Source organism: Okeania sp. SIO2F4 (assembly GCF_010672385.1).
In the GTDB taxonomy this organism is placed as follows: Bacteria; Cyanobacteriota; Cyanobacteriia; order Cyanobacteriales; family Microcoleaceae; genus Trichodesmium.
In genome coordinates this window covers 1-14,342 of record NZ_JAAHGT010000147.1, presented here as the reverse complement: position 1 = coordinate 14,342, position 14,342 = coordinate 1, and the positions used below count along the sequence as shown (strand labels likewise).

The following is a 14,342-nucleotide window of genomic DNA, read 5'->3' as shown; positions in this document are numbered from 1 at the left end:
TAAAGTTCGACTCGCTCCCACAGATACCAGACTATAAATTTTCTACTTCTGCCTGAATTTTCTCTCAAACCAGAGAAGATTTTTTCGGCAAAATTTCCCAGAGTCGCAAAATATTTCATCTCCCACAACTATATAGATAAAGTTCGACTCGCTCAACCAGATACAGACTATAAATTTTCTACTTCTGCCTGAATTTTCTCTCAAACCAGAGAAGATTTTTTCGGCAAAATTTCCCAGAGTCGCAAAATATTTCATCTTCCACAACTATATAGATAAAGTTCGACTCGCTCAACCAGATACAGACTATAAATTTTTACTTCTGCCTAAATTTTCTCTCAAACCAGAAAGGTATCTATATCCATCCGTGTATTAGTGGCCAAATCCGTGTGTGCCCGATCTTCATCAAAAAAGTGGGTGACACCAAAACCAAAAGCACGATTTTTTCTTAAGTTTGGTTGTAATTCTGTAGCAAGTTGAAGTGCTGCTTTTCTGGCAATTTTTGTTTCAAATACTGAAGAAAAAACTGCATCAATGGGATAATTTTGACAAAAGTTACGGAGTTCCGCACGCGAACCAAAAATAGCAGGTTTAATCACAAATATTCCTTGCCAACCTTGTTGATAATATTGTTGCATTTTGCTGAGGTTGGCAACAGATTCATCTAAGGCAATAGGGGTAGAATAGGAATTACTTAAGTCGAGCATTTCCCAAAATTTATCAACAGGTAAAGGTTGTTCTATAAACTCAATTATGTTGATATTTTCGCAGATTTCTAACCATTTTTTTGCTTCCTCAAAAGTTAATCCTCCATTAGCATCCAATCTCAGATTTATTTCTGTAGGCAGCTCTTTAACTAACTGCTGAAATATTTCTAGTTCTGTTTGAATTTTATCGACTCCAATTTTCCATTTGAAAGTGCGATATCCTTTTTGCCAAAGTTGCTGCCAAATTTCTAAAGCGGCTTTTCCCCCTGGTAATAAAGCACTGTAAAAATTAGGGTTTTTAAATTCTTCTTTCTCCTCTATTTCTAATTGTTGAAAATTTTCCCAAGCTGACTCAAAGCCAAATTTACAACTAGGTAAATTATCGGGAATAGAAAAAATTGTTTCTGTTGTAATTTCTTTTGGCAACTGGTGGCAAAAATCTAAAACTTCCGACAAAGTTTCCGAACCAAACCAACTTAAAGGTGCAATTTCACCTAAACCTATTTCTCCAGTTTTACTGGTTAGTTGTAGAATAGTTCCTTCTCTAATATTCCAGATACCATGATTGGTTTTGAGAGGTTGTTTGAACTTTCGTTTATAGGGAGAAAATTTTAATTTGTACTGCATGATTTTTTGAGAACATTTTTTTTGAAAAAACTCATCCCCCTACCTCTTCTATTAATGGTTACATGAAGTTTTAAGGTAACGGACAAAAAGAAATAAGGAAAAAATACTTTAATATAGGAATCCACCCATAGGTTTTCATTAATGGATAATGGATAATTGATAATTGATAATTACAAGAAGGTTAAAACCCAGAGGTATTGAATATAAGGAAATTCAAGAGCACTTTTCTCTTGGTCGATTTGATATGGCGCACTTCGGAGCGGCTCTGCACTCTTCGGGAAACCTCGCCATCCCATCCTTCGGAATGCTCCGCTTTCCGACCGCTCTCTTGGTCGATTGGAGGCAAGCGAGGAGACCTCGCCATCCCATCCTAAGGTCATGCTCCGCTTTCCGACCGCTTTTTCCCTTTGAAAGGGGAGGCAGAGTAAGCTGAATTATTTAATTAATAATTATTAATTATTAATTATTAATTATTCGGTAATATTTTCTTTAATCGGTTTTGGTCTCCAAATCCAATTTTCACTTGGGTTTGGAGACCAAACCCCTACAGTTTTTTTCACAAATAATTTAGGATTGCTATATAATTTATCCAATCAATAATATTAGTATAATCTATGCTTACTTCTTAACTCCCTATTAAACAAAGCTTTTAAGACTGATGGAGCAGGAATAGCTTCATACCTTATTTTCTCTTCCTTTTACCAAAAAAATTATTATACTTTCAACCCATTCTTTAGGATTTTCCAAGTGAATATTATGACCAGATTCAGGAATTATTTTCACTTTAGCAACCTGACATAATTCTGCCATTTCTGTATTAATAGCTTGAAATTTATCATCATACTCTCCCACCATTAATAATGTATAAATTTGATGATTTGATAATTTATCCCAAAGTGAAGGTTGATTACCTATTCCCAAATTTCGGAGAGACTTTGCTAATTCCAATCGATTATTTTCCAACCGCCTTTTTTTAAGCTTTTCAAAATTATTATGCTGTCTCAAAGATTCAAACAATGCTTGACTATACCAGTTCGATAAAAACTCTTCATAGTTACTATTTTCCAACTTATTAGCTAATTTTAAATCTGACTCATAACGAAGCGATCGCTCTACTTCATATTTTAATCCTGGAGATGCTGACTCTAATATTATTTTTTCAAACCTAGTAGGAAAATTTATCGCCAGATATAATGCTAATCTTCCACCCATTGAATAGCCAAATAAATAACATTTTTCAATCTTTAAATCATCTAATAAAGCAATCAATGCTTTGCCAGTATTCGGCATATTGTAATATTCTTCACTGTCAAAAACTATTGTTTTTCCATGCCCAGGTAAGTCAATTGTTAGACAACAAAGTTTTTCAGATAACTGAGGAATAATTTCTATAAAATCATTACTATTCCCCATAAACCCATGTAGTAATAAAATAACCTGTTTATTTTTTTTTTCAGTTAAAAAGTAATTAAATTTATAATTTTTCCCATCAAACATTAATCAATAATTCTGAACAAAGTAATTTGATATTTATAGTATTAAAAAAAAATGTTACAAATAATGTAAGCATTCAGCACTCAGCTATCAGCTAGCCTCCTGGGTCGGAACTATGTTTTTTTCTCCGGAATGCTCCGCAAACATGTCGCGTAACGAAACAGCTATGAGTTATTAACTCATTATCTTGGAAGGAGGAATTAGTCGTCAAGAAGTGAAATATAAATTAAATTTTGTGATCGGCTAACCTTAGTAAATTATTACGTTCAAAAGTTGAATGCTTACCAAATAATATAGGTAATAAACAAGGAAGAACCGAAGTTGGAAGAAAGTCAGAAATAAGGAACGAAAATAATTTATTTTGTCCCTAAATAAAATCAATAACTTTCTACAAAAAATTAGCATTTATAATCAAGTGTCTTCATTTGTAGCAAATATTTATCACTCCTGGTATTACTCACAACTAATTTCACAATTTGTGATTTATATGTCTTCATTATGACCAATAAATAAGATGTCAAGTCTCCCCTTTTAAGGAAATAAAAAAGGAGATTTCGGATTTTCTTACTTCAACCTGAAGCTGGAGGTCGTAATAGTTGATAACTGATAACTGAAATGACTTAACCGAAAAAATTATGGCGACAAATATACCACCATAATTGGAAATTATCTATTCAGCTTTAACAAACTTCAGCGCAGCAGAATTCAAACAATAACGCAACCCTGTTGGAGGGGGACCATCAGGAAAAACATGACCAAGATGAGCATCACAATTATTGCAGAGAATTTCTGTTCTCCGCATAAATAAACTCCAGTCAGTTTCTTCTTTGATATTTTCTTGATTAATTGGCGCCCAATAACTAGGCCAACCTGTGCCAGAATCGTATTTTTCTTCTGAACTAAATAGGTCAGTACCACAACAAACGCATTTATATATTCCTTTTTCTTTATTGTTGTGATATTCCCCTGTAAATGGTCTTTCAGTTCCCTTTTTTCTAGTTACATTAAACTGTTCTGGTGTGAGTTGTTCTTTCCAATCTTTTTCACTTTTTTGAATTTTATTAACCATGCCTTTAATTTTCCTTTTGACAAATTGTTATATTTCCCAGTACAACGCTAATTTTTAAATGCTATAGACCGTTGTGCTTTACAAATCATAACATATTATTGAAGGAAGAACCAAGGTTGAGAAACCCTGTAAATAAATTTAGGGCATTTATGAATGATGCTTGATTTCTTGCACTTTATTTTTGTAGGTAAATTATTTTTATTATTATCTAATCTTATAGATATAGGAATTTCAGAATTGCTTAAATACACCAAGTTTTGAATTTTAGGGAATAGGGAAAAGAAAAAAAATATTGTACCTTACTAATATAAGAACCCCATTATAATGAAGTGTTGACTGAGCAAGTGTGGCAGCTATATCGCTTCACCGTAATTTGATCGCTAGATATACAGGACTGCCATTTTATCCAACAAGGTTTGGTCTCCAAATCCCATTTTTACTTGGATTTGGAGACCAAACCCCTACAATTTTTTTTCACAAATTATTTAGGATTGTTATATAAGACTTCAAAACCTTAAAGATAATAGTTCTTACTCAAGCCAATAGCTAAGTGCTTATAACTGTACTTGCTCTCCACCATTTTTTTTAGTAATTTAGATATTTACTCTTTTAGGAATAACCTAAATCTATTTATTGCAAATATTTTCAGACTCACAGAACAAATCCTAAGCCAAATAGTAATCCACTAAAAAAATGTAGATAAACTGCAATAAATTTACAGTTACTAATTTTTTCTGGTTGGTCGTGATGATTACTAACGTGACGACATAAATGAATAGCAAAAGGCAAACCAGCAAAACTTAATAGAGTCCAAACTGGGAAAAATCCTAAACCTACACAAATAGAAATTAGTACAAAAACAATCTCGCAAGACCAATTTAATACTTGAGAACCTGCTTTAGTTCCCATTCTCACAATAGGCGATCGCTTTCCTGCTGCTAAGTCATCTTCTACTTGATGAAAATGGGAACAAAAGAGAATAATAGTAGTAGTAATTCCTATAATTATTGATGCTATTAAACTGTTAATTGACCAACCCTTAGTTTGACTATAGTAAGCAGCAGAAATTGCCAACGGACCAAAGGCAAAAAAGCAGATAATTTCTCCTAAACCTTGATATCCTAATCTAAAAGGAGGACCCTGATAAAGATATCCTAAAAAACAACACAACAATATTAATCCAATTACAGTTAAATCTTGCAACCACCAGCTAATTATTACAATTCCCAAAATACCTAAAAATAAACATAGATTACCTAGCCAAAAAATCAAGTCTTTATTCCCGGTCAGGTTCACTAAAGAATGGTGCTTATTTTGATCGATACCTGTTTCCGAGTCAAACACATCGTTACTAATATTCTCCCAAGCCAAAATTAAAATTGCCGATGTGATAAACGTTAAAAAAATAGACCAATTAATCGCATTTTTTTCCCAGACAGCTATTGCTGTTCCTACCCATATCGGCATAACTGCTACACTATACATAGGTGGCTTAATAGCAGCTAACCATAATTTTTTATCAGACTTATTTGCTACTTCAACTGTCATCTTGATTTGATAATTAATTCTTGATTTTAATAATAGTCATGTAAGTTGATTGTTATAGTTAAGTTGATTATGAAAAACTTCTTAACTCTAACTCAAAACAATTATAAATATTATCCAGAGATATTTTCTACTAACAACAATTTTTAATCTCTTACCACTTTAATTTGCCAGTCATACCAAAATCTTAACAAAAAATAACGTAATTTATTTTTCCTTTACATTTGACTTGATTTAGGTTTTCGACTTGCCTGAATAATCCCTTATGCCCTATCGTCACAAAAGGGATGTGAAAAAAGGTCTTATTTAATTTCAATAAAAATATAGACATTTACGGATAACTATGTTACTTTATTCATCTATTACTAAATAAATTAGACAAATAATTATAAATTGTCAATCAAGCTAACAATTAATAAAGATGAACTTATGCAAGATTTAGTATCAATTATTTATGCTTTTAGTGCGAGAATGTATGGACTTCATAGGGCGAAAAAAAACAGAGAAAATAACTCAGGAGCTGCCAAATAAAAATGAAAATGACTGAAAAATATATAATTAGCAAGCGCTATTCTCATTATCAAGAAATCGATAAGTTATACTTTTTATCAAAGAATTTATTTAATGCAGTTAATTATATTGTTAGATAAAAATATATCTTTAACTAGAAGTATTTAAACGCGGCCAAAACTTATCATTTAATTAAAGATTCTTTTGAGTATAAAGCAATACCTAGTAATGAATAATGAATAATGAATAATGGATAGTGGATAAGAAATAATGGATAATGAAAACTATCTCTAATTACAGCGGTTTCCTTTGCTATGAGGTAAAGTCCAATCTTCTTAGTTTTTGACTTTTGACTTCTGTCTTAAAACAAGGTGTATCTCATTACACCGGAAAGTGCTGTATCAATGAAAACTATCTCTAATTATCAATTATTCATTAGTGAAATAGGGAATAATAAAAAATGGAAACAAGAAGTTAATTTAGAGAAAAGAAATAACCAAAATTTTGTCCAAATCCCTCATCATAAATTTATAGAACAATTGAGATATAAAGCAGATAAGGTAGGTATAAAAGTAATTATCAACGAAGAAAGTTACACATCAAAAGCGAGCTTTCACGGGTCTTAAGAACACCCCAAATTATAGCCAGGGAGTCAAACATAAATTTAGTGGGAAAAGAATCATGCTTATGTTTATACAAATCAAAAAATAGCTTGTTAATCAATGCTGACCTCAACGGCAGTTACAATACCCATACGAAAGGTAGTTCCAAATGCTTATGCCGATGGAATAGAGGGATTAGGAGTAATTCCATTCAGGATAACACCTGAAAAAGTAAGTTAAGTAATGAATATTTGTCTATAAACTTACAAACTCTCATATTAATTAATACTAGGGGATAAAATTGGCCACCGTCAGGAATTGGACAGCCCCACCGATCGCTCTCTCTGATTCAGTGAAAATTTGCTATTCTTATTTTCATGCCTGTAATACCAACTTCTATTAATCTGTTTCAAACCTATCAAGACCTGCATCAATTTCTGTTTAATTGTCAACAGACATTAACAGACAAAATGCAGACAAAAATAATTAGTATTTCTCTGGAAATATTACCAGTAGATCCCCTAGCAATATTGGCAGAAATTTGTGAACCACATCAACTACATTTTTACTTAGAAAAACAAATCATTGGAGAAAAAAATCTCCACAAAAATAGCTTGGCGATCGCTGCCATTGACGCTGCTACCCACTTGACTGTTAAAAGTGGGAATCGTTTTGTACAAGCTCAATCTTTTATTCAATCATGTTTAAATAATACAATTTCTCTAGGTGCGACACATTTACCCTATGCAGGTCTCCACTTTTTTTGTAGTTTTACATTCTTTGATAAGCATACTCAAGCAAATCTAAATAACCTTCATCAAAATGGTAATTACGCACAACAATTATCTATAAATCCTCACTTTCCTTCAGCAACAATATTTCTACCACAGTGGCAAATAACTCAGACAAATAACCGCAACATACTTGTGATTAATACAGTTATCAACAACTCAATTAACATTGAACATATTTCCCAAAAAGTTTGGTATAAATTCCAGCAAATAACCCAGATAAATCATACTCATTTATTAACTTTAACTACACCTTATAAAAAACTGCGGAAAATTAACGTCAATCATTTACAAGAATTTAAAAAATCAGTTGCTTCAGCTCTAGACTTAATCAACTCAAACTCTTTAAGAAAGATTGTTTTAGCTCATGCCATAGATATATATTCTCAAACAAATTTTGACTTAATCAAATCCTTAAATAACTTGCGATTGATTTATCCAGACTGCTATATACTTTCTACTAGTAACGGCAACGGTCAGAATTTTATATGCGCCAGTCCAGAACGCTTAATTAGTATTAATAATAATCAATTAGTTACAGATGCTTTAGCAGGTTCCGCACCTAGAGGTAAAACCCCAAGTGAAGATGCCAAACTAGCCAATAGTTTATTATGTAGTGAAAAGGATTTACGAGAACATCAATTTGTTATAGATTTCATTATTAAACGTCTCCAAGATTTAGGATTAAAACCCAATTACTCATCTCAACCCCATCTGCTACAATTGTCAAATATTCAACATTTATGGACACCAATTACAGCAGAAATTTCCCAAAATATTCATTTATTAGAAATATTAGCAGAACTCCATCCCACACCAGCAGTGGCAGGAGTTCCTAGAGATATTGCTCAAGAACAAATACAGAATTTTGAAACTTTTGATCGCTCACTTTATGCAGCACCCATTGGTTGGATAGATCATCAAGGAAATGGAGAATTTGCTGTAGGTATTAGGTCAGCTTTAATCGATGGAGATCGCGCTAGACTTTATGCTGGTGCAGGTATAGTTAGTGGTTCTAAACCCGATAAAGAATTGGCAGAAGTTCAACTAAAATTTCAGACATTATTGAAAGCTTTAGTTTGAAAAATAATCAAGAAATTACAAGGATTTATTTCTTTTCCAACTATCAAAATTAAGCAGGTAAACAAAATTAATTAGGGTTTGCTGAAAAAAGTAGAGTGGGGAGAGTTAGGAGGAAATCTTGTCTACTCAAAATGCTAACTTTATTTAGCTTTTTAGAGCGAAAAGCTGGCAGTTTTTTCGACTTAAGGTAGTGGTGTACAAGTAGTGATTTTTGTAATTAGGCTCCTGAGAGTGAAAGGGATTTATACCAAGCGTGATAAATGTTTACTACAAATAGCTAGGGAATTTTTTAGGAGTCAGAGTCAGGAAAGGGAGGGTCGGATTGGCGACGTACAGGAGTCATCTGGGAATGGCTTCAATACCATTTTTTAGTTCATAAACCATCTTTTTTATCAAAAGGACATCTCCTGTAAAATCTTCGGGACTTACGCAAAAAATGAAATTATACGCCATCTTTAGGGGTTAACGGGCATTAACTCTTAGTATATATGCTGCTTATGCGTAAGTCGTGATCTTTTTATTACCCTTGCTATACATAGATTGTAAAAATTCAAAAACTAGAAATAAACTCCGAAACTCTTGCCTACTCCCTATTCCCAAAAAGCGACAATATTTTGGACACGAATAAAAAGGCGCTGGTAATTTCAAAGATGAATCAAGCAGGAATAGGTAGAGCGCCGAATTTGAGATAATGAATTAAAAGTCTGAGGGAATGCTTAAGCATATCTAGGGATTTAGAGTAACATAAGGTTCGACTCCGGAAGTCTTGCGTGCGTAATGCCTCAAACGAGTATTTTCTCCTTCTACCCTCGTCATGTAGGTTTTGCTAACTATACGATCTTTATGGCTGTATAAATTGTCCATAGACAGAATTACCGTCGCTTACCCAGAAGTAACAGTGCCAATAAGCGTTAGCGAAGCTTTGCGTTAGCAATCCCTTGCCAAAGAATGATGAAAGTTTTAGCACTGCGGTCTCCTACTACCCAGCCAAGAATTCCTGACCGAAAATGATCTAGCGCTCTCCAAATCCAGACTTTGTTTTTTTTACCTATAAAAGTCTGCAATTCCAGAACGCTCCCCCACTTGAGGTGTATCTTCTGGGTCATAAGTATCGGGCAAAAGCTCTCCCACCTGTTTCACCCAATTAATAATGGTTGTATGGGCTACACTCTTTTACTCGACTAATCCCCCGGAAACCCATACCATTGACGTACATTTTGAGACACAGAGCCTTAAGATCCTGACTATATCCAGGTGGATCATACAAATCAACTTGCCTGGCGACCACATTGGACACAAATGTAGTTTTGCTTCTGGCTTCGATGGCCGTTTTTGCAGATATGTTTGCTAAGGCACTCACCGACATTGCATGGAAAATGAAACTCCAACTCTATGCTACTTAGATATTTTATCTAATCTATAGCTCTTGGAGGGTTCAATTCATCTTTCTATTTACCAACGCCCATAAATTAGGCTTAAAAATTTTTCTCTTCCTTTTGCTACTTCTTTATTCTCTTATTGAATCAGAACAAGCACCTAATTCCCATGCTAAAAATTTTGGCAATTCTTGTTTATACATCCAGAGGTTTGCGGCTTTTGGTAGATAAGTAGTTCTACTTTTTATGTCAGGAAATAGAGAAAACCAATGGGGTTTAAAATACTCCCAAATCCCTTGATCTGTATCTATACCTTGAAATTCACCGACAATTTCCATTGTAATTACTTCAGCATCAGTTAATGAGGGTGCAAATCCTCTTCGATTGTATGAATGCTCTGCTTGAATCTGTTGCGAGTAAATCATCTACACAACAATAAACAGCTATGATAAACTCTTCTCAAGAAAACATTTGTCCCACTAGCTTAATTATTGAATCTTTTTCAGTTTAAAAGTTAATGGTGAGCTTTTCTTAATGCCTAGGGTTGAATAGAAGTTCAAACAAAATGCCACACAAGATTACACTTAACACGATGTAACCGCCTGAGTCACTCAAATTCCATCAAGTCTAGTCTCAGCTTAAACTTGAATAGATTCAAGTTTCACCAACTTTACAAAAAAGTTACACATCGCGTATTATAATATATAAATATGTTTTAAAACTCAGACGTTGTAGTTATGAGCTCCTCATCAGTACGTACAACACAAGCAGCATTTCTACTCAATATCTCAACAGGTAGATTACGAACATTACTAAATCAAGGCAGGGTTATAGGTGCCTATAAAGTCAAAAGACTTTGGATGATTCCCCTTAATCATCGGGGAATGCCAGAGATTATACCAGGTAGTCGTGGCCCTGAAGGAACTTGGAATAAAAATAAACGCACAGGTAATACTTTTATTCATGTTCTGCGAAAGACAATAGATTACAACCGAGATAATGGAACTGCTTATCCTGCAGTTGCTGTAAAAGTCGGAGATAAAAAGGATTATTGCCACGCTCTGAAAATAAAAGGACCTTGCCAGATAGTTTATCAACCCCATCAACCAAATAAAAGTCAAGCCGGGGGTGCTCGTCTATGGATTGAGGTAGAACCCGAACATATAGTAGAGCGACAATATTTTTCTGATGGAGATTATGGTCCGCCACCAGAAGTAGTGGAGCAAAGGTCAAAAAGCAAGAAGATTAAAACTAGAAAAAAAAAGCCAAAAATTCAAGTTTAGGAAAAAAATAGTCAGAGATAATAGAAAGCAGAAGATTAATAACTAATATTATATTTTTAGTTTCAGTCATTCAAGACTGTGTTAGACCTTTTCGCCTTGATATATTACTATTCAAGATTCAACACTCAACAATGTCAATTGATTTTAGAAATCTCAATACAGTATGGGCATCCATTTTAGTAGAAACACTACAACATTTAGGATTAACTACAGCAATTATCAGTCCCGGTTCTCGTTCCACACCTCTAACATTTGCCTTCGCTACTCATCCCAAAATTGAAACTATTCCAATTCTTGATGAACGTTCAGCAGCATTTTTTGCCCTAGGAATAGCAAAAAAAAATCATCAACCTGTCGTTATAGTCTGCACATCTGGTACCGCCGGAGCTAATTTTTATCCAGCCATAATAGAAGCAAAAGAAAGTCGTATCCCACTATTAGTTTTAACCGCAGATAGACCTCCAGAATTACGAAATTGTCATGCTGGTCAAACAATAGATCAAGTAAAATTATATGGTAATTATCCTAACTGGCAAATTGAACTAAGTTTACCTTCAGTAGAACTAAAAAGACTAAAATATTTAAGACAAACAGTTATTCATGGTTGGGAAAAAGCAACTTTTCCTACACCCGGACCTGTGCATTTTAATATTCCTTTTCGAGATCCTTTACCACCCATACCCCAACCAGAAGCTATAACCTTAGAATCAAAATTTCCCCAAAAATTTTTTGCTACTGTACAGCCAGTTTTAAGAACAGAATATTTGCCAAATTATGACTTAATAGAATTATTAAAAAATCAACTTAAATCTCAGCAAGGCATAATAATTGCAGGTTTAGCACAACCAGAAAAACCTCAAGAATATTGTCAAGCGATCGCTGAAATTTCCCAAACTTTAAATTTCCCTGTTTTAGCTGAAGGTTTATCCCCTTTAAGAAACTACTCTCAGTTAAATCCCTATTTAATTAGCACTTATGATTTAATTTTAAGAAATCATAACTTAGCAGAAAAACTCATTCCTGAAATAGTCTTACAAATCGGAGAATTGCCAACAAGTAAACAACTAAGAAGTTGGCTAGAAGTAACTAATTCCCACAGATTAATTATTGACAAAAGTGACCATAACTTCGATCCGCTTCATGGCAAGACAACTCACTTACGAATCTCAGTAAAACAACTAGCCAAAATTTTGACTCCTGAAATTATCCTGAATAACTATAATATAAATTACTTAAATTTGTGGTGTAAAGCTGAAGTAAAGGTTAGAGAAAATATTGATCAAAAAATGGCAACAATCAATCATATATTGGAACCAAAAATTTCTTGGTTAATATCTCAGACATTAGCAAAAAATACACCAATATTTATTGCTAATAGTATGCCAGTTAGAGATGTAGAATTTTTCTGGGTTCCTAATAATTCCCAAATTCAGTCATTTTTCAATCGAGGTGCAAACGGAATAGACGGTACTTTATCAACAGCTTTAGGTATAGCCCATTGTAATCAAAGCAGTGTCATATTAACAGGAGATTTAGCACTTTTACATGACACCAATGGTTTTTTATTGAGAAATAAATTAGTCGGTCATTTAACTATTATTTTGATTAATAATCAAGGAGGTGGAATTTTTGAAATGTTACCCATAGCTAAATTTGAACCACCTTTTACAGAATTTTTTGCTACTCCCCAAGATATTAATTTTGCTGATTTATGTAAAACTTATGGTGTAGAACATCAAAACATATCTTCCTGGAAGGAATTACAACAACTTTTAAATCCTTTACCAAGTAGTGGAATAAGAGTTTTAGAATTACAAACAAACCGCCAATTTGATGCTAGATGGCGGTTAGATAATTTAGATAAATTTGCAGAGTTCCAACATTTCTAGGTCTGCTTGTTTAATTGCTCTTTACTTTACATCTTGTTTCTCTTTGTGGCTTTTTCTAGTTCTTTTCCAAATGAACCCCTTTTTTTGAGTACCCTTCTTAACCTATCGGGACTCAATTTTATTTGGCGTTAGTGAAGCTCCTCTTTTTTAATACTCTCTTATACCAATTCCCAAAAGTAATGCTCTACTTGGTAGATACTTCAGTTATTAAGTAATTAACAGAATCCGAATAACTTTTTGCTAATAATTAGCAAGTTAATGTTAATTATTATTATGTTTACTTTTCCCCTACTCCCCTACTCCTCTACTCCCCCGCTCAATCAAATGTATAAAAATTTTTGAGAAATGGTATTACTAAGGCGGATTCGATATTACCTAAAATTTTAGTCTAGACGCCCTACTAGTCATTCCAACATAAGCTTTAGCAAGCAACAGCGAATAAATCCACTTAGCTAACTTCTTGGACTTTGGACAAAAAAAACTAGTTAGCGTAATATTTACGCTAACTAATTAAATTAATGTTTAAAGACCGAATTCATACTGGAATTATCTTCGTTTTTGAAAATCATAGGATGGGTCTGGTTCAATTTCTCCACCGAAACAGATATCTAACAGGACTTTCTTGAAGGGAATGAACAACTCTTTATAACTCATCAATAAGATTCCTTCGAGTCATTTTTTTAACCCCATCAATATGAGCTTCACTTCCAGCTTTTCCGTTCATATTTATATTTAGTTTTTTTCTGGCTGTCAGTAGCCATAGGAAAAATAGGCTGCCCAGATTGTAATTTATAATAATAGTAAAGTTTCTGATTTCTATTGACTTGATAACGAATGAGATGAACTTCAGGAGGAGCCACCTCTCCTTCTTGTTAAAGAAGCTTGATTTTTTGCTGAAATTTACCCTCTTTACTCTTGATTTGTTTCCCTCTCAGAGTGGCTGATTGAGTAGTTTTATATGATTTTTGTGTAGACATTATAGTGAATATAAAAGCCAAAATGTTAGTGTATTTATCACACTAACATATTCATCTATTAGTTAACTAGCTATTAGCTTTCAGCATTTAGCTAGCCTCCTGGGTCGTAACTACGTTAACAGCTAAAAATCCAAGGGTTTAAGTCCCCCACTATAATTTGAAAAATTAGTGGTGCGCTTTGCGTGGGGGTTTGAATCCCCCATTATACACGCCTGAAAAGCTGATTGCTGTTAGCGTTAGCGTTAGCGCAGCTCCTCTGCAAGAGGCAGCTCCTCTTTCAGAGGCAGCTCCTCTGAAAGAGGCTTGCTGAGTGCTGAGTGCTCCTTCAAGAAATTCTGAAAAATCAAGAAAACACTGAGTTGGTCAAGGAATTCTGATGCTGGAGGAAAAAC

The 14,342-nt window shown here is 33.7% G+C and carries 9 protein-coding genes and 1 pseudogene; 4 read left to right on the top strand and 6 right to left on the bottom strand.

Annotation, left to right across the window (positions count from 1 at the left end):
- Nucleotides 1-335: 335 nt before the first annotated feature.
- The 4 genes from F6K22_RS11965 to menA form a co-directional block, all read right to left on the bottom strand.
- Nucleotides 336-1,331, bottom strand: a complete 996-nt coding sequence (locus F6K22_RS11965) for an o-succinylbenzoate synthase (RefSeq protein ID WP_293097506.1) — start codon at nucleotides 1,329-1,331, stop codon at nucleotides 336-338.
- A 675-nt stretch (nucleotides 1,332-2,006) separates the two neighbouring features.
- Nucleotides 2,007-2,828 (bottom strand): 2-succinyl-6-hydroxy-2,4-cyclohexadiene-1-carboxylate synthase, encoded by an 822-nt coding sequence (gene menH, locus F6K22_RS11960; RefSeq protein ID WP_293097503.1) that lies wholly within the window; start codon nucleotides 2,826-2,828, stop codon nucleotides 2,007-2,009.
- A gap of 667 nt (nucleotides 2,829-3,495) precedes the next feature.
- Nucleotides 3,496-3,894 (bottom strand): peptide-methionine (R)-S-oxide reductase MsrB, encoded by a 399-nt coding sequence (gene msrB / locus F6K22_RS11955; protein ID WP_293097500.1) that lies wholly within the window; start codon nucleotides 3,892-3,894, stop codon nucleotides 3,496-3,498.
- Between the two features lie 651 nt (nucleotides 3,895-4,545).
- Nucleotides 4,546-5,442, bottom strand: coding sequence for a 2-carboxy-1,4-naphthoquinone phytyltransferase (gene menA, locus F6K22_RS11950; protein ID WP_293097497.1), 897 nt, complete (start codon nucleotides 5,440-5,442; stop codon nucleotides 4,546-4,548).
- Nucleotides 5,443-6,353: 911 nt separating this feature from the next.
- Between menA and F6K22_RS11945 the strand changes: the two genes are divergently transcribed.
- Nucleotides 6,354-6,575 (top strand): IS200/IS605 family accessory protein TnpB-related protein, encoded by a 222-nt coding sequence (locus F6K22_RS11945; RefSeq protein WP_293097494.1) that lies wholly within the window; start codon nucleotides 6,354-6,356, stop codon nucleotides 6,573-6,575.
- A gap of 353 nt (nucleotides 6,576-6,928) precedes the next feature.
- Nucleotides 6,929-8,425, top strand: coding sequence for an isochorismate synthase (locus tag F6K22_RS11940; protein ID WP_293097491.1), 1,497 nt, complete (start codon nucleotides 6,929-6,931; stop codon nucleotides 8,423-8,425).
- 655 nt (nucleotides 8,426-9,080) lie between these two features.
- Here the strand turns inward: F6K22_RS11940 and F6K22_RS11935 are convergent.
- Nucleotides 9,081-9,813, bottom strand: a pseudogene (locus F6K22_RS11935) (IS1 family transposase).
- A 119-nt stretch (nucleotides 9,814-9,932) separates the two neighbouring features.
- On the bottom strand, nucleotides 9,933-10,226 hold the full coding sequence (locus F6K22_RS11930) for a hypothetical protein (protein ID WP_293097488.1): 294 nt from the start codon (nucleotides 10,224-10,226) through the stop codon (nucleotides 9,933-9,935).
- A gap of 312 nt (nucleotides 10,227-10,538) precedes the next feature.
- Between F6K22_RS11930 and F6K22_RS11925 the strand changes: the two genes are divergently transcribed.
- Together F6K22_RS11925 and menD are read left to right on the top strand one after the other, a co-directional pair.
- A complete protein-coding gene (locus F6K22_RS11925; protein WP_293097485.1) occupies nucleotides 10,539-11,084 on the top strand; it encodes a MerR family transcriptional regulator in 546 nt (181 codons plus the stop codon).
- 131 nt (nucleotides 11,085-11,215) lie between these two features.
- On the top strand, nucleotides 11,216-12,973 hold the full coding sequence (menD, locus tag F6K22_RS11920; protein ID WP_293097482.1) for a 2-succinyl-5-enolpyruvyl-6-hydroxy-3-cyclohexene-1-carboxylic-acid synthase: 1,758 nt from the start codon (nucleotides 11,216-11,218) through the stop codon (nucleotides 12,971-12,973).
- The last annotated feature ends 1,369 nt before the right edge of the window (nucleotides 12,974-14,342 follow it).